Origin of the sequence: Streptomyces sp. NPDC057474, assembly GCF_042802555.1 — a bacterium.
Classification (GTDB): Bacteria; Actinomycetota; Actinomycetes; order Streptomycetales; family Streptomycetaceae; genus Streptomyces.
The window spans coordinates 12,537-29,504 of the sequence record NZ_JBHVDX010000058.1 but is presented as its reverse complement, the minus strand read 5'-3'; the positions used below and the strand labels follow the sequence as shown (position 1 = coordinate 29,504).

Below are 16,968 nucleotides of genomic sequence, written 5' to 3'. Positions count from 1 at the left end.
TCTCGGCTTCGCTCGAGCGGGGGGAGCCCCATCGCCCTGGGGAACGATTGCCCACATTGGTGACAGCGGGAACAGGCTCGCCGCCCTCGGCGGGAGCCGCCGTGGCCGGCGGACCCCCTCTCCTGTGCGAGCCCATCAGCTTGCCCCCGCCGGGGTGCCGACCTCGCCCGTCCGCTTCAGTTTCTGCCAGCGGAGGCGGCCGCCCGTAAGAGCCGTGATGCATGAGTGGATGAGGACGAGGTACATCATCTGCCGGTAGGCGAGCTGCTGGAGGGGCAGCATCAGCAAGTACCGGTACTTCTCCTTGTCCAGCTTGAACGCGTAGGCCGCGCAGACCAGTTGGACGCCCAGGACCGCCAGCCACGCCAGCAGGGACGCCTGGAAGTCTACGAAGATCATCGCGTAGACGGTGAAGACGTCGATGAGCGGGGCGAAGACCGGGGTGATGATCTGGAAGATGACGACCAGTGGCATACCGACGCGGCCGAAGCGGCCCGACGGGCCCTTGTCCGTCAGGGACTTGCGGTGCTTCCAGAGGGCCTGCATGGTGCCGTACGACCAGCGGTAGCGCTGCGACCAGAGCTGCTTCAGCGAGCCCGGGGCCTCGGTCCAGGCGCGGGCGTGCTCCTGGTAGACGACGCGCCAGCCGGCGCGGTGCATGGCGATGGTGATGTCGGTGTCCTCGGCGAGGGTGTCCTCACTCATGCCGCCGACCTCCAGGACGGCGTCACGGCGGAACGCGCCGATCGCGCCCGGGATGGTGGGCATGCAGCGCAGCAGGTCGTACATGCGGCGGTCGAGGTTGAAGCCCATCACGTACTCGATGTGCTGCCAGGCGCCGATCATGGTGTTGCGGTTGCCGACCTTGGCGTTGCCCGCGACCGCGCCGACGCTCGGGTCGGCGAAGGGCTGCACGAGCTTGGCGACGGTGTCGGGCTCGAAGACCGTGTCGCCGTCCATCATCACGACGATGTCGTAACTGGCGTTCCGTACGCCGTTGTTGAGAGCGGCGGGCTTGCCCGCGTTCTCCTGGCGGATGACCCGGACGTTGGGGTGGCCGAGCGCCTCGGCGATCTCCTTGGTGCCGTCCGTGGAACCGTCGTCGACGACGATGATCTCGATGGGGTGGGTGCTCTGCGCGAGGGAGTGCAGCGTGTTGGCTATGCACTCCTTCTCGTTGTACGCGGGCACGATGACCGTCACCGGGCCGGTGATCGGTGGCCCCCAGCTGAAGCGGCGTTTGTTTCGCTCGCGGAAGTGGCGCCGGGCGAGGATCAGCATCATCCCGAAGCGGCCGATGACCGCGACGCCGACGACCATCAGGCCGACGGAGAGGGTCGGTACGACGTACTCGGCGACGTAGACGGCCGCGACGAGCGCCTTGCCCTCGTAGAGGGTGGCCCCGGTGGCGGTGCGGTGGGCGGCCTGGGCGTCCGAAGTGCCCGGCGTGCCCTGCCCGTTGGCGGCCGCGCCGCCCTGCGCCCCGCCCTGCGCGTCGGTCCCGGGGGCACCCCCGGGGGCACCCTCCTGCCGGCCGTTCTGCTGGTTGCCCTGCTGGCCGTTCTGCCGGCCGTTCGCGGCGCCGGTGGCCGTGCCGTCATCGGCGTCGTCCTTCTGCCGGGCGCCGCTGACGGTGGTGAAGGTGTAACCCTTGGCCTTCATGTTCTCGATGTACGTGCCGAGTGCCTTGACCGTCTGGGAGCGGTCGCCGCCCGCGTCGTGCATGAGGACCGAGGCGCCCTTGCCGTCGTCCGGCGTGGCCCACTTGATGATCTTCTCGACGCCGGGCCGCTTCCAGTCGTCGCTGTCGGTGTCGACGAAGACGCTGGTGTAGCCCTCCTCGCCGAGCTTCTGGTAGACGGGCCAGCTGTAGTTGTCGATGGCGTCCGTCTCGGAGGAGTACGGGGCGCGGAAGAGCGTCGTCGTGATGCCGGCCGCGCCCGCGAGGGCGAGCTGCGTCTGGGTCATCTCACGGGTGATGCGGGCATCGCTCTGGTACGACAGGTCGATGTGGGTGAAGGTGTGGATGCCGATCTCGTGACCGTCGTCGACCATGTCCTCGACGATGGCCGGGTAGCGCGACACCATCGAGCCGACCACGAAGAACGTCGCGGGGATGTCGTACTTCTTCAGGACTTCGAGGATCTCCGGGGTCCAGGTCGGGTTCGGGCCGTCGTCGAAGGTGAGCGCGATGGTCTTGTCCGGCACGGACTGCGTCTGCGCCTCGCCGCCGCGGAAGGTCAGGATGGGCCCGCCGTCGAGGATGTCCTCGGGTACGTCGCTGGAGCTGGCCCCGGTGCGGACGCGCTGGTCGCCGCCGACCTCGGCGCGCAGATAGCCGTCGAGCAGCATCACGCTGGTCAGCCCGAGCAGGAGCAGCAGGGCGAGGATGACCCGGGGTTTCTGCAGGGCGGCGGCCTTGCCGGTGGCGCGTTGGAGCTTGGAGGGGGCGCGTCGGCGGCCGCGGCGTGCGGGTGTGGTCGTGCTCATGAGGTGGTGCGCTCCCGTCAGTTGGCGGACGCGGACGGGGAGGGTACGGCGGTGGGGGCGCCGGAGGGCGGAGTGCCGTTGGGGGCGCCCGAGGGGATGCCCTCGGGCACGACGCCGCCCTGGGGCTGTGGGCCGTTGCCACCGCCGCCCGGTGCGCCGCCCTGGCCGCCGCCGCCTCCGCCTCCGCCTCCGCCGAAGGGGAACAGTTCGGTCGGGGACGCGGAGATGCCCCAGCCCATGAACGCCATGCCGAGCACGACGGCGTAACCGAGGCAGACGACCCCCAGCAGCGTGCCGCAGCGGCGCAGCAGTCTGGCGCGGCGCCCGGAGTTGTCGACGAACACGGGGCCCTCTTCTGCCGACCCCTTGCGCTGCTTGCCCTGCCGGCGGCGGCTGCCGCGGGCCGGTGTCGAGGTGATCTCGTACACGGCCTCGGGGGTGAAGTTTTCGTTGGCGGACTCGGATTGCATATCCCCGGATATTAGGCGGCCTTTATTTGGCCAATTCCCAGCTTCCCTTGTGAGACTCCCATGAGAAACTCCTTAACCTGTCCGTTTCCTTAGAGAATCCATGAACGACTGCGAAGCCGTCGGTGTTTGCTTTTGGGGGGATACACCCCACCAGGAAGGGCATGTTTGCCCGACTGGCGAACCATTTGCCGGTCACCGTTCCGTGATCGTCCTTCGGATCTGCAATCTTCAAGAAGCACACATGAAGCACAGCCGGGTGTGATTCATTTCCATCGTGAGTACCGTGAGGAATTCCCTGATACCGGCCGTCGGGCTGATATGTCTGGTGGCCCTGGCCTGCGCGGGCTGCACCACGAAGGCCGATGAGTCCGCGTCCACGCCCAGCGGCCCGGCGAGTTCGGCCGGCGCGCCGTCGGCCGCCGAGGAGTCGGCGACGGAGGTGTCCACGACGTACGCGCCGTACGTGAACGCCACGGACGCCTCCGAACTCGACGACGCCGGGTCGGCCGCCGCGTACAACCTGGCGTTCGTGATCGCCGACGGCGACGCGTGCACGCCCGCGTGGAACGGGGCGGACGCGATCGACGACTCGGCGGTGAAGTCCCGGATCTCGGCGCTCACCGGCTCCGGGGCGTCGGTGCGGGTCTCCTTCGGCGGCGCCTCGGGCACGGAGCTGGCCCAGGCCTGCGACAGCGCGTCCGAGCTCGCCGAGGCCTACGGCGCGGCGCTCGACGCGGCCGGCTCGACCGAGGCCGACTTCGATGTCGAGGGCGACGCGCTCAAGGACTCCGACTCCGTCGACCTGCGCTCCGAGGCGATCGCGCTCCTCCAGAAGGACCGCCCCGACCTTTCCGTCTCCTTCACCCTCCCCGTCATGCCGTCCGGCCTCGACGACGACGGCGTGGCCCTGCTCGACTCGGCCAACGACAACGCCGTCCAGGTCACCACGGTCAACATCATGACCATGAACTACGCCAGTTCGTACGACGGTGACATGGGCGACTACGCGGAGCAGTCGGCCGAGGCGACGCACGAGCAGCTGATGGACATCTTCGGCACGAGTGAGTCGACGGCATGGGGGGCGTTGGCGTTGACCTCGATGCTGGGCGTCAACGACGTCGACAACGAGACGTTCACGCTGCAGGACGCGGCGCAGGTGCGGGAGTTCGCGGAGGAGAAGGGGGTTGCCTGGGTGTCGATGTGGGCGACGTTCCGGGATCGGCAGTGCGGGGACGACTCGTCTTCGGAGGATGCGTTGACGGTGTGCAGCGGGGTCGATCAGGAGGACGGGGCGTTCGGGAAGGCGTTCTCGGGATGAGAGCGGGGGGGGGCCGACCGTCGCGGGCCGCGGGTCCGGTGGGGGCCGGTCGCGCAGTTCCCCGCGCCCCTGGAAGTAAAAAGCAGAGCAGCGGGGCTGCCCCTCAGCGGCGGCGGTGGACCAGACGCCCCGCGCACACCGTCGCTATGCAGGTGCCGGAGTCGTCGAAGACGGTCAGGTCCGCCCGGCCGGTGTCGCTGATCGCCGTGGGCCGGGGCCCGGCGAGCACGACCACGTCGTTCCGCTGGGCGGCGGCGCGGAGTTCGGGGGTGTCGGCGTACTGCTCCAGCACCGCGACCGCGCCCGACTTCAGCACCGCGTGGATGCGTTCACGTGGGGAAGGGGCGTCCGGGAGCGGGCCTTCGTGAATGCGGGCGGGACCCAGCACACCGGGCCAGCGCCGCACTCGGGCACCCGGAAACCGTTCCTGGACCTCCGCCAACGACCCCACGGCATGAACCCGGGTGCCCTCCACCGCGACGGCGCCGTCCTTGATCGGCTCCGGGTCGTCCCAGGTGTACCGCACCTCGTCGGCGGCGTGAATGGTCAGCATGTGAGCGCTAGTTGGCGTTCAGCAGCTTCAGCTCGGGGTGGGCCGTGCCGCCCTCGATCGCCGTGGACGAGATGTGGGACATGACGCGCTCGTCGACGGGGTCGTTCGCCGGGTCGTCGTGGACGACGATGTGCTCGTAGGTCGTGGTCCGCTGGGCGGGGACGCGGCCCGCCTTGCGGATCAGGTCGATGATCTCCAGACGGTTGGAGCGGTGCTTGGCGCCGGCGGAGGAGACGACGTTCTCCTCCAGCATGATCGAGCCGAGGTCGTCCGCGCCGTAGTGCAGGGAGAGCTGGCCGATCTCCTTGCCGGTGGTGAGCCAGGAGCCCTGGATGTGGGCGATGTTGTCCATGAAGAGCCGGGCGATGGCGATCATGCGCAGGTACTCGAAGATCGTGGCCTGCGTACGACCCTTGAGGTGGTTGTTCTCGGGCTGGTAGGTGTACGGGATGAAGGCCCGGAAGCCGCCCGTCCGGTCCTGTACGTCACGGATCATCCGCAGGTGCTCGATGCGCTCGGCGTTGGTCTCGCCGGTGCCCATGAGCATCGTGGACGTGGACTCGACGCCCAGGTTGTGCGCGATCTCCATGATCTCCAGCCAGCGCTCGCCGGACTCCTTGAGGGGCGCGATGGCCTTGCGGGGGCGCGCGGGGAGCAGCTCCGCGCCGGCGCCGGCGAAGGAGTCGAGACCGGCCGCGTGGATACGCGTGATCGCCTCCTCCACGCCCACCTTGGAGATACGGGCCATGTGCTCGACCTCGGACGCGCCGAGGGAGTGGATGACCAACTGCGGGAACGCCTTCTTGATGGCGGCGAAGTGCGTCTCGTAGTACTCCACCCCGTAGTCCGGGTGGTGCCCGCCCTGGAACATGATCTGCGTGCCGCCCAGCTCGACGGTCTCCGCGCAGCGGCGCAGGATGTCGTCGAGATCGCGCGTCCAGCCCTTGTCCTTGGCCTTCGGCGGGGCGTAGAACGCGCAGAACTTGCACGCCGTGACGCACACGTTCGTGTAGTTGATGTTCCGCTCGATGATGTACGTCGCGATGTGCTCCGTGCCCGCGTACCGTCGCCTGCGTACGGCGTCGGCGGCGGAGCCGAGTGCGTGCAGCGGGGCGTCGCGGTAGAGGTCGAGCGCCTCCTCCGGCGTGATCCGCCCACCCTCTGCGGCACGGTCGAGAACGGACTGGAGGTCGGCCTTCTCGGTCACCGGGAGCGTCCCTTTCGTAATGAATCCAGCCAGGGCGCGAAGCGCCTTCGTTATAAGGGTGGAGACGGGCGGGCGGACCAGGCCAGCCTACGCCAGGGCTCCGGATCGCCCGACGTCAGTCCGTCTGCCTGTGGACAACTCCGGGGGCGAGGCATCACCAAAGGGCAACAGGGGGCCGGGGCCGCCTCACGCCGCGTACGCCTCCAGCAGCAGCCCGACGTACGCTCCGGCGATCATGAACGGGCCCAGGGCGAGCAGCTGCCCGCGGACGGCGCGGCCCCGGGCCACCAGGACCAGGGTGTACGCGCTGCCGATGAGCGCGCCGGCGAAGGTGCCGAGGTACAGCGCGCCCCAGCCGTACCAGCCGAGGACGGCGCCGAGGCCCAGGGCCAACTTCACGTCGCCGAAGCCGAGGGCCTCGGGCCTGATCAGGAAGAAGAGGAAGTAGAGGCTGCCGAGGGCGAGCGCGCCGTACAGCGCCGTGCGCCACTGGCCCGCGTGCTCGGGTACCGACGCGACCGCGCCCAGCAGGGCGAGGGCCAGGCCTGCGAAGGGAAGGGTCAGGGGGTCCGGGAGTCGTTGCGCCTTGAGGTCCACGAGGGTGAGCAGCACGCCCAGTGGGGCGAGGAGCAGCCATACGGCGAGTTCGGGGCGGGTGCCGGTGGCCAGGGCGAGGGCGGCGCAGACGAGGGCGGTCGCTGTGGCGACGGGGGTGGTGCGGGGGCCGTAGACGCAGGTGGTGGGCGAGGTTCCCGCGGAGGGGGCCGCCGGGCAGCGGGCGGGGCCGAGCCAGCCGGCCGCGACGCCGGTGATTCGGTGACCGGCGGGGCACTCGTGCTGCCAGGGGTCTTCCTCGTCGACCGTGAAGCGGTACGCGGGGCGGGGGAGCAGGGTGCCCACGGCCGCGCCCCACAGGGCGGCGGCCATAGTCAGCGCGATCAGCCAGGGGTCGAGATCCACGTGGTCAGCCTATGAGGAGCGGTGCGTGTGGTGTGCCGGTGTGTTTTCGCCTCCGCCGCCCCTACCCGTCCCATCCGCGTCCCATCCCCCAGGGGCTGCGCCCCTTCACGCCCCAGGCGCGGGTTCGTTGTGGTCGATCGCGCAGCTCCCCGCGCCCCTACAGGACTCCGGGCGCGCCCCATGCCGTCAAGGGGCGCTGTTGGGACCTGCGCGACCAGCCCCCACGCACCCGCAGCCGAACCGCCGCCCCTACCTCACCTTCGCCAAGCGGGCCGTCGGGTCGCCCGCGTCCGCGTTGTTCGCGGTGTACTGGAGTTCGGCGCCGACGGGGGTGAGGGTGATCTCGTGGGTGTTCTTGGTGCAGGTGTTGGGGTTGTTCTTGGTGTCGGCGATGCTCGTGACGAGGATGCTGTCCTTGGTGACCTTTTTCAGGACGAGCTTGTCGTCACAGGCGCCGCCGAGGAGGTCGACGGAGCGGAAGGTGCCCAACCGGTCGCCCACCGAAGCCTGTTCGAGGGTGACGGTGAAGGTTCCGGCGGGGAGGTTGCCGTCGAGGGCGTAGCCCTCGCCCTCCCAGGTGCCCAGGTACTTCTTGGGCAACTCGCCCTCCGCGTCCCCGGGCAGCTCCGAGTACTGGCTCTCGTCGCTCGGGCCGGCGCTCGCCGACGGTGCCTTGTCGGCCGCGCTGCGGCCGCCGTCGTCGTCCTCGCCCTTCAGCATCCCGAGCCCGAACAGCGCCCCCACGCTCACCACCGCGAACGCTCCCGCGACCGCCAGGGCGACCGAGCAACTCACCCTCCGGCCGCGCCCGTTCGGGGTGGTCGTGGACGCGGCCGCCACGCTCAAGGACAGTTTGCCCGGCGCCGACGACGGAGAGGGTGACGCCGGCGGGACCGTGTCCGCCACCACGGCGTCGGCCCGCTGCCCCGGCACATGTGTCACGGGCGGCGCTTGCGGCGCTTGCGGCGACATCACCGGCGGTGGCCCGAACACCCCGCTCGCGGCGAGCACTTCGGCCTTCGGATCGCCAGGAGCCGCAGGCGCTTCGGCCCTCACGTCGCCGAGCGGGGGCGCCGTGTTCACCGAGCCCGTCCCCACCCTCGACTCTCCCGCCCCCACCGACGGACTGCTGAACCCCACCGGCCCGGACGGGACTTCCTCCACCGCCTCCAGGTTCAAAAGCTGCACGGCGCTCCGGCCGACCTGTTCCACCAGTGGGCCCGGCAGCCAGCCCGCCGTCACCAGTCGGGCCGCGCCCTGGGGGGCCAGGGTGCGGGCGACCTCGTCGGGGGCCGGGCGGGCCGTCGGGTCCTTGGCCAGGCAGTACTCGACCAGGTCGCGCAGGTCGCCCTCCAGGCCGTCCAGTCGGGGCTCCTCGTGGACGACCTTGTAGAGGAGGGCGGCGGAGGAGTCGCCGGGGAAGGGGGACTGACCGGTCGCGGCGTACGCGAGGACCGCACCGAGGGAGAAGACGTCCGCCGCGCCGGTGACGCCCTTGCCGAGGATCTGCTCGGGGGACATGTAGCCGGGGGAGCCGATCGAGACGCCGGTGGAGGTGATGGACGCCGTGCCGTCCGTGGCGCGGGCGATGCCGAAGTCGATGAGGAGGGGGCCGTCGACGGTCAGGAGCACGTTCGACGGCTTCACGTCCCGGTGGACCAGGCCCAGCGCGTGCACCGCCGAGAGCGCTTCCGCCAGGCCCGCGCCCAGGACCCGTACCGAGTGCGGGGGAAGAGAACCGCGGTCCGCGACCGCCGCCGCGAGAGACGGTCCGGCCGCGTAACCCGTCGCCACCCAGGGGACCGACGCCTCCGGGTCCGCGTCCAGGACGGGGGCGGTCCAGGAACCGCCCACGCGTCGGGCCGCGTCGACCTCACGCCGGAAGCGGGCGCGGAACTCCTCGTCCAGGGCGAAGTGCGGGTGCACGACCTTGACGGCGACGGTACGGCCGCCCGCGCTGCGCCCCAGATAGACACGGCCCATCCCGCCGGACCCGAGCCGGCCGAGCAGCCGGTAGGGCCCCACGACCGTGGGCTCGCCGACATCGAGCGGTTGCATGGGCGACACCTCCCCCGTACGTCTCCCGCGCGTCACGCCGTACGTTCCCCCGTACGAACTCTCCCCGACGCACGACTCCCCAGCAGCGTAGTGCCGTACGCCCGAATGGGAATGCGAACGTCGACGGTCGATCCCACAGAACGCGGAATGCGTCAAACGAAATTCCGGGAAGTTCACCGGGACTTCCGGAGGAAATGTTCAAGAAAGCAGGTCGACCTTCACGTCCGCCGGAAATCCGGTGGTCGGGCCGACCCGTCGCGCGAACTCGGCGACCGCGCTCAACTGGGGTGCACCGAAGCGGAAGTCGAGGGTGGTGAAGTACCGCTGCAGGACCCGCTCGTCGAAGGCCTCCCAGCGGGCGGCCTGCTCGGCGACCTTGTCGACCTCGGCCAGGGACAGGTCGCGGGAGGCCAGGAACGCCTCGTGCACCTTGCGGGTGACCTCCGGCTCCCGCTCCAGGTAGTCCCGCCGCGCCGCCCACACCGCGAAGACGAACGGCAGCCCCGTCCACGCCTTCCACATGGCACCCAGGTCGTGCACCTCGAGCCCGAAGTTCGGGCCGTCGAGGAGGTTGGCCCGCAGCGCCGCGTCACCGATGAGCACCGCCGCCTCCGCCTCCCGCATCATCAGCGGGAGGTCGGGCGGGCAGGTGTAGTACGACGGCTGTACGCCGACGCTCTCGGCCAGCAGCAGTTGCGCCAGGCGTACGGAGGTGCGCGAGGTGGAGCCCAGTGCGACCCGTGCGCCGTCCAGGCGTTCGAGGGGCACCTGGGAGACGATGACGCAGGACATGACCGGCCCGTCGCAGCCGACCGCGATGTCGGGGAAGGCGACCAGGTCGTCCGCGTTGCGGAGGAACTCGACGAGCGTGATGGGCCCGATGTCGAGGTCCCCGCGCACCAGCTGCTCGCTGAGCCTCTCAGGGGTGTCCTTGGTCAGCTCGAAGTCGAGGAGCGTGCCCGTTCTCGCGAGCCCCCAGTACAGAGGCAGGCAGTTCAGGAACTGGATGTGGCCGACGCGCGGCCGGTTGCGAGAATTGTCCACATCGCGAGGCTAGCCCTCATGGGGTACCGTGCGGGCTCCGGGGGCCTGGAGAGGCTCGCCAAACCGGATGTACACGTTGTGTCAACTCTTTCGACGGCGTGTCGTTCGTGAGACCGGTGGTGCGGAAGAGGCGATACGTCAACCCGCGACGCGAGCCGATCAAACATCCGGGTGACGTGATCTTTCCCTCTATTGCATTCCCCTCCCTGCGTGCTAGGCTCGCCGCAAGTTGCAGTTTGGTTTCCCTTGCAGTACAGAGCCTGCGGAGCATGTAACCGCGGGCTCTCGTCGTTTTCAGACGTATGCAGTTGTGCGGCATTTTGTTTTCACACTTGCAGGGTTCTGGAGCAGGGCAACCCTTTGGGCCCAAGGAGGGCTTATGGCTACCGGAACCGTGAAGTGGTTCAACGCCGAAAAGGGCTTTGGCTTCATCGCCCAGGAAGGTGGCGGCCCGGACGTGTTCGTCCACTACTCCGCCATTAACGCGAACGGCTTCCGTTCGCTGGAGGAGAACCAGCAGGTCTCCTTCGACGTGACGCAGGGCCCGAAGGGCCCGCAGGCGGAGAACGTCACCCCCGTCTGATCGAGGGATGCCCCTCTGACGACGTCTGAGAGCAGTACCCAAGGAGCCCCTCGCCATCCGGCGCAGGGGCTCCTGCCTTTCCCGGACACGCCCCTCCCCCGAGTCCGGTTGTCGCCGCGATGCTCGTGCTCGCCGTGGGGACGTACGCCTTCCGGCTCACCGGGCCCGCTTTGCACGGGCGGGTCGAGATCCCCGTACGGGTGCGGGAGCTGCTGGCCGGGGCCGCCGTGGTGCTGCTGGTGGCGTTGCTGGCCACGGGCGCCCTGACCGAGGGCGGCGGTTTCGCCGGCTGGGCCCGGCCGACCGGGGTGCTGGTGGGCGGGGTGCTGGCGTGGCGGAGGGCGCCGTTCGCGGTGGTGGTGCTGGGGGCGGCGGCGACCACGGCGGGGTTGCGGGCGGTGGGGGTCGGCTGAGGCTTGCCGGACAGTCGTTCGACACAAGGGTCAGCCGTTCGTCGGGCCGGTCCGTCGTCCTTCGCGGAGGTCAGCGTCCGTCGTCCTTCGCGGAGGTCAGCGCCCGTCGTCCTTCGCGGAGGTCAGCGCCCGTCGTCCTTCGCGGAGGTCAGCGCCCGTCGTCCTTCGCGAGGTCAGTCGTCCTTCGTGTAGGTCAGCCGCTCCACAGTGCCCGAGGTGAAGTCGTTCTCGATCTTCTTGCCGTTCACGACGAGTTGGACGGCGCTCGCCTCGCCGAGGACCAGGTTGATCGACTCCTCGTCGGAGAAGGTCTTCGTCTCGCCCTGCTGGAGCAGTCCGTCGAAGAGAAGCTCGCCGACCGAGTCCTTGGCCGAGACCCAGCTTCTGCCGTCCTCGGCGGTGATCCGGACCGTGACCTCGTCCCTGGCCTTGTCGCCCCCATCCGCCGCGTCTCCGCCCTCGGGCGGGTCGGTGATCCCACCGCCGGTGCCCCCGGGAGGCGCGCCGGCCGACGGGGTCAGCGAGGATTTCGACCCGGAGGCCGAGGGCGTACCGCTTCCGCCGTCCCGGTTCGCCAGGTACACCGCGCCGCCGACGAGCGCGCCCACGGTGACCAGGGCGACGACAGCCATGGCCGGCCCGCGCGCCCGCGGACGCGCTGCCGGGATCGGCGGTCGGTGGCCGACGAACAAGGTCGGCGCTTCCTCGGAGGTGTCCGGGGTGAGCGGGGTGGCCGGGGCGGGCGGGTGCGGGGCCGCGTCCGGAGGCAGCAGGTTCAGGAGGCTGTCGGGGGTGGGCCGGTCGGTCGGGTTCTTGCACAGGCAGGCGGCGACCAGGGGGCGCAGCCCCTGCGGCACCTCGGACAGATCGGCCGGCTCGTGCACCGACCGGTACATCAGCCCCATGGGCGTACCGTCGCCGAACGCGCTGCCGCCGGCCGCCGCGACGAGTACCGCGCCGAGCGCGAACACATCGGTGGCACCGGTGACTTCGAGGCCCTGCGCCTGTTCGGGAGCGAGGTAGCCGGGGGTGCCGAAAGCCGCTCCGGTGGAGGTCAGCCGGGTGGACTCCACGGCTCGGGCGATACCGAAGTCGAGGACCCTGGGACCGTCCTCGGCCATGATGATGTTGCCGGGTTTCAGATCGCGGTGGACGAGCCCGCAGGCGTGGACGGCCTGCAGGGCCTCCGCCAGGGCGGCGCCCAGCAGCCGCAGTTGATGCTCGTCCATCGGGCCCCGCTCCGCGAGCAGGTCGGACAGGGTGGGGCCCGGGATGTACGCCGTGGCCAGCCAGGGTGCCTCCGCGTCCGGGTCGGCGTCCACGACCGGGGCCGTATGGAAACCGCCGACCTTGCGCGCGGCCTCGACCTCGGCCCGGAACCGTGCGCGGAAATGCCGGTCGGCGGCCAGCTCGGGGTGGGCCACCTTGACCGCGACGGCGCGACCCCCGCGCGACCGGGCGAGATAGACCGTCCCCATGCCTCCCGCGCCGAGTCGCCGTTCGACGGTGTAGGCGCCAATACGCCGCGGCAGGTCAGCCCCCGACTCCACGGTTTCCCGCCTCCCCCACTGCGACACCGAGCATCACTATGACGACGCAGGGTAACAGCGTGCCCTCGAAGGGGCGCGGGGAACCGCGCGACCAACCACAACGAAGCCCGCAGCGGTGAACCGGCCCTCCAAGCGGAGCGGCCCCGCAGAGCGCCTACGCCCGTAGCTCTTCCAGCACCCGTCGCAGCCGGATGCCCCGCCCCAGGTCCGGTTCGAGGCCCTTGGCCTTCAGGAGGGCGGTGAGGGAGGCCTGCACGACCTCGGCGCCCTCGGGGGCGACCCGCTTGGAGACCTCCAGCCACTCCAGAGAGGCACCGCCGGCGTCGCCAACCCCGGCGGCCAACGTGCAGCGCTCCAGGGTCACTTCGTGATGGTCGAGGCGTACGCCGCGCCAACGGACCGTGTGGACGGGGCCGAGGACGTCGAGTGAGCCGAAGCCGACGTCGACGTCGGCGCAGTCGGTGAGGAAGGCGCGTTGGTGGTCGGAGAAGACGAGCTCCAGCGGCTTGGTGCCGGTGGCGGCCGCCTCCACGGCCGTACGCCCGCAGTCGGAGACGAGGGTGGCGGAGAGGACCCGGCGGTCGCCCGACCAGGCGCCCGCCAGGTGGAAGGAATCCGGTCCCTGCTCCCGGAAGCGCAGCCAACGTTCCGAGAGCCGGGACCGGCGACAGGGCCGCAATTCCGCGGTCGCGGCCCCGCCCCGCCCGCTCCCCGCCCGTAGGCGCAGGATCAACCCCGCATCCAGAAGCGGCAGTTGACCTGGCGCCGTGGAGCGGGCGAGGGCCTCACAGAAGTAGACGCGGCGCCGGGCTCCCCCGGTGTCCGGCGCCAGCGCCCAAGTCGCGGCGGCCGCGCCCGCACCCGAGAACGTCACCTTGATCTCGACCGAGTCGAGCCGGTCGGATCCTGAGGTGAGATCCCCGCGTCCCACGGATGCCGGCATGGGCCGTCCCCCTAGTTCCGCGACCTGGTTCATTCCCCTGATTTCCCTTGGAGTTGCGATCCCCTTGTGTTGCGATCCCCTTCTGTTGCGTGTGTTGCGATCCCCCTGTGTTGCGATCCCCCTGTTGTGCTGTTCCGCGACACCATTGAAGGCCCGGGAGGACCCCACTCGCTTCCGGGAAGTCCCTACATCTCCCCCAAGATCTCCTCCCAACTCCCCCGACGTCCGGCCTTCTTGGCCCGCACTCCACGGGGCATGATGGACGAGCGGGCGGGGCACAGGCGGGCACCAGGGGGTGGCGCATTGTTACGGGGACTCGTCGGCCGGGAGCGGGAACGCCGGCTGATGGACGACCTGCTCGTGGCAGGTGGGGCGGGTGGGGCGGCGCTGTTGCTGTGGGGCGAACCCGGCATCGGCAAGACGGCCCTGCTGGACTACGCGGCGGAGCGCGCGACGGCGGGAACCTCCGGCGCGGCACCGGCCACGGTCCTGCGCGCCCGGGGCATCGAGACCGAGACCGTACTCCCCTTCGCCACCCTCGGCGACCTACTGGTGCCCCATTCGTCCCTTTTCAGGGAACTCCCCGGCGCCCAGCGCTCGGCCCTGGAATCCAGCCTGGCCCTGAGCGGCGACCCGGCGGACCCGCCGGGCAATCCGTACGCCGCCTGCATGGGCGCCCTCAATGTCCTCGCAGCGCTCGGCGACGAGCGCCCGGTCGTCGTCCTCGTCGACGACCTGCACTGGGTGGACCCCTCCTCCCAGCGCGTCCTTCTCTTCGTGGCCCGCCGCCTGTCCAGTGAACGGGTCGCCCTGGCCCTCGGTTCCCGCGAGGACCACGGCGAGTCGGGCCCCCGCCGCAGCATCCCCACCGTGCAGGTGGGCGGGTTGGCGCCGGAGGAGTGCGCGGAGTTGCTGGCCGCGACCGGCGCCGCCGGCGGTGTGAGCGGTGTCGGCGGGGGCGTCGTCGGCGGCCTGGCCGGGAGAGGCGAGACAGCCGGGGTGAACGGCGAGGAACGCCCGGCCGTCGCGCCCAGCGTGCTCGCCGATCTCGTCCGCATCAGCGGCGGCAACCCGCTCGCCCTGCGGGAGATCGCGAGCGGGCTGACGGACGAACAGGCGCGCGGGGAACGGCCGTTGCTGGACCCGCCGTCCCTCGGCAGTCATCTGGAGCGCGCCTGGGCGACCCGTATCGACGGTCTACCGGACCCCGCCCGCCGCGCGCTGGTCGTCCTGGCCGCGAGCCGTTCGACGGCGGCGGGCCCACTGCGCAAGGCCCTGGAGGCGGCCGGCCTCTCACTCGACGCGCTCTCCCCCGCCGAGGAGGACGGCCTGATCACGGCCACGGCGGACGGGCTGGACTTCCACCACCCGGTGCTGCGCGCGCTGGTGCTGGGCCGCGCCCCCATCGCACACCGGTACGCCGCGTTCCAGGCGCTGGCGGAGGTGAGTACGGGCCCGTTGCACGCCTGGTACCGAGCGTCCGCGACCCCCGGCCCCGACGAGGAGGCGGCGGCCGCGCTGGTCGAGGCCGCGCTGGAGGCCCGTAGGCGCAGCGCCTTCGGGGAGTCTGCGCTGGCCTGGCGCCGCGCGGCCGAGCTCACGCCCGACCCGGCACCCCGCGCCGACCGCCTCCACCACGCCGCCTCCGACGCCCTGCTCAGCGGCTCCCCGGCGGGCCCGCAGTGGTGCGAGGAGGCGCTGCGGATCACGCCCGACCCGGCGATGCGCGCCGTCATCCAGGGACTTCTGGGCCGGATGTACACCTGGAAGGGCGAGACGGCCCAGGCGTACGGCCTCCTCATGAACGCCGCCGACGCCGTACGCGACACCGACCCCACCCGCGCCTGCCTGCTCCTCGCCGAGGCGACGGCCGCCGCCCGTCTGGACGGCCATGTCCCGGCGGCGGTACGCGTGGCCGAGGAGTCCCTGGCCCTCGCCACCGAGTCCGGACCCGAACGCTGGTACAGCCTCACCCTCCTCGGCGGCGCCCTCGTCATGTCCGGCCGTACCGCCGAGGGCCGCGAGATGCTGGAGGCCGCCGACCGCCACGGCACCGGCGGCGACCCGGTCCGCGACCAGCAGGTCTACGCGATCGCCGGGCAGGCGTGGAGCCGCACGGAGGAGTTCGTCCGCGGACGCCGGCTGCTCAACACGGCGGTGGAGTCGGCGCGACAGCACAGCGCGGTGGGGGTGCTGGGCTTCACGCTGGCGGTACGGGGTGAGCTGGAGACCCGTATCGGCCAGTGGGCCTCGGCACGCGGTGACCTGACGGAGGCTCTGCGCTGGGCGGAGGAGCTCGGCCAGCTGACGTGCGTGAGTTACGCCCTCTACTGTCTCGCCCGGCTCGAAGCCCTGCGCGGCGACCGTGTCGAGTGCGAGGAGCATGTGGCGCGGGCGCGGCGGGAGTGCGGGGCGTACGGGATCGGCTGCCAGGAGTTCCATATGACGGCCGTGCTCGGTCTGTCGGCCCTCGCGTACGGGGATCACGACGCGGCGGCCGACCAGTTGGAGCAGACGCTGTCGCTGGCGATCGAACAGGGGATCGGGAACCCGGAGGTGGTTCCGTTCGCGGCGGACCTGGCCGAGGCGCACGTACGGGCCGGAAATGCGGCGCGGGCCGGTGAAGTGGTCGGGTGGCTGGAGGAGCGGGCGCGGGAGACGGGACTCGCGTCGGCGGAGGCCGCGGCGGCCCGGGTCCGGGGGTTGCTGGCGGAGACTCCGCAGGAGGCGGAGGCATACTTCGGGGCCGCGTTGAAGGCCCACCAGCGGACGACGGGGCCGTTCGACTGGGCCCGGACGCTGCTCTGCTCGGCGGAGGTGCTGCGAAGGTACCGGCGGCCGGGTGCCGCCCGAGCCCCGTTGTCCTCCGCCCTGGCCTGCTTCGAACGGCTGGGCGCGGTGCCTTGGGCCCGGCGGGCGGCGAGCGAACTGGCCGCCGCCGGAGGGATGGTGAGCACGGCGGGCCACGCCGTGGCGGGTGGGTCGGGCGGGATGGGCGGGATGGGTGGCAGGGCGAGCAGGTCCACCGGCCGGATGGGCGGAATGCTCGACCAGCTGACGCCGCAGGAGTTCCAGGTGTCACGGGCGATCGCACGCGGCCTCAACAACACGGAGGCGGCGGCGTCGCTGTTCGTGTCCAGGAAGACGGTGGAGGCCCATCTCACCCGGATCTACCGGAAGTTGCATGTCCGGTCGCGGACGGACCTGACGCGGTTGCTCACGGCGGCGGACCTGGTGGACTGAGTACGGGTACTCATGTGGGCGGTCGTCGGGGACCGGCATGGTGCAGGCATGAGACCGAATTCCCTCGCGAAGTACGTCTTTCCGAAGCACTTCCTTCCGATACGTACGGTGCCGGTCAGCCCGACTGGTTCAAGTC

At 71.0% G+C, this 16,968-nt stretch carries 13 protein-coding genes; 4 read left to right on the top strand and 9 right to left on the bottom strand.

Annotated elements, in window-relative coordinates:
* Positions 1–135: 135 nt before the first annotated feature.
* Positions 136–2,490 (bottom strand): bifunctional polysaccharide deacetylase/glycosyltransferase family 2 protein, encoded by a 2,355-nt coding sequence (locus ACFU53_RS18700; RefSeq protein ID WP_383993106.1) that lies wholly within the window; start codon positions 2,488–2,490, stop codon positions 136–138.
* A gap of 17 nt (positions 2,491–2,507) precedes the next feature.
* Complete coding sequence (locus ACFU53_RS18695; protein ID WP_383993103.1) at positions 2,508–2,960, bottom strand: hypothetical protein; 453 nt, start codon at positions 2,958–2,960, stop codon at positions 2,508–2,510.
* 283 nt (positions 2,961–3,243) lie between these two features.
* Here ACFU53_RS18695 and ACFU53_RS18690 point away from each other — a divergent pair, with 283 nt between their 5' ends.
* Positions 3,244–4,278 carry a chitinase gene (locus ACFU53_RS18690; RefSeq protein ID WP_383993100.1) on the top strand — a complete coding sequence of 345 codons (1,035 nt, stop codon included), beginning with the start codon at positions 3,244–3,246 and terminating at the stop codon, positions 4,276–4,278.
* A gap of 103 nt (positions 4,279–4,381) precedes the next feature.
* Here ACFU53_RS18690 and ACFU53_RS18685 read toward each other — a convergent pair whose 3' ends face one another.
* The 5 genes from ACFU53_RS18685 to ACFU53_RS18665 form a co-directional block, all read right to left on the bottom strand.
* A complete protein-coding gene (locus tag ACFU53_RS18685; protein WP_383993096.1) occupies positions 4,382–4,831 on the bottom strand; it encodes a hypothetical protein in 450 nt (149 codons plus the stop codon).
* Positions 4,832–4,838: 7 nt separating this feature from the next.
* Positions 4,839–6,038 (bottom strand): cyclic dehypoxanthinyl futalosine synthase, encoded by a 1,200-nt coding sequence (mqnC, locus tag ACFU53_RS18680; RefSeq protein ID WP_383993093.1) that lies wholly within the window; start codon positions 6,036–6,038, stop codon positions 4,839–4,841.
* 186 nt (positions 6,039–6,224) lie between these two features.
* Positions 6,225–6,998: a prepilin peptidase gene (locus ACFU53_RS18675; protein WP_383993090.1), complete on the bottom strand. Its 774-nt coding sequence runs from the start codon at positions 6,996–6,998 to the stop codon at positions 6,225–6,227.
* A gap of 249 nt (positions 6,999–7,247) precedes the next feature.
* The gene (locus ACFU53_RS18670) at positions 7,248–9,056 is read right to left on the bottom strand and encodes a serine/threonine-protein kinase (RefSeq protein ID WP_383993087.1); all 1,809 of its coding nucleotides are present in this window, start codon (positions 9,054–9,056) and stop codon (positions 7,248–7,250) included.
* A gap of 198 nt (positions 9,057–9,254) precedes the next feature.
* A complete protein-coding gene (locus ACFU53_RS18665; protein WP_383993084.1) occupies positions 9,255–10,100 on the bottom strand; it encodes a menaquinone biosynthetic enzyme MqnA/MqnD family protein in 846 nt (281 codons plus the stop codon).
* A 379-nt stretch (positions 10,101–10,479) separates the two neighbouring features.
* Here ACFU53_RS18665 and ACFU53_RS18660 point away from each other — a divergent pair, with 379 nt between their 5' ends.
* Together ACFU53_RS18660 and ACFU53_RS18655 are read left to right on the top strand one after the other, a co-directional pair.
* Positions 10,480–10,683 (top strand): cold-shock protein, encoded by a 204-nt coding sequence (locus ACFU53_RS18660; RefSeq protein WP_007490911.1) that lies wholly within the window; start codon positions 10,480–10,482, stop codon positions 10,681–10,683.
* 119 nt (positions 10,684–10,802) lie between these two features.
* Positions 10,803–11,096 carry an AzlD domain-containing protein gene (locus tag ACFU53_RS18655; RefSeq protein ID WP_383993081.1) on the top strand — a complete coding sequence of 98 codons (294 nt, stop codon included), beginning with the start codon at positions 10,803–10,805 and terminating at the stop codon, positions 11,094–11,096.
* A gap of 173 nt (positions 11,097–11,269) precedes the next feature.
* Here ACFU53_RS18655 and ACFU53_RS18650 read toward each other — a convergent pair whose 3' ends face one another.
* Positions 11,270–12,574, bottom strand: a complete 1,305-nt coding sequence (locus ACFU53_RS18650; protein WP_383993152.1) for a RodZ domain-containing protein — start codon at positions 12,572–12,574, stop codon at positions 11,270–11,272.
* Between the two features lie 226 nt (positions 12,575–12,800).
* The gene (locus ACFU53_RS18645) at positions 12,801–13,589 is read right to left on the bottom strand and encodes a hypothetical protein (RefSeq protein ID WP_383993078.1); all 789 of its coding nucleotides are present in this window, start codon (positions 13,587–13,589) and stop codon (positions 12,801–12,803) included.
* 255 nt (positions 13,590–13,844) lie between these two features.
* Between ACFU53_RS18645 and ACFU53_RS18640 the strand changes: the two genes are divergently transcribed.
* Positions 13,845–16,832, top strand: a complete 2,988-nt coding sequence (locus ACFU53_RS18640) for an AAA family ATPase (protein ID WP_383993075.1) — start codon at positions 13,845–13,847, stop codon at positions 16,830–16,832.
* Positions 16,833–16,968 lie beyond the last annotated feature (136 nt).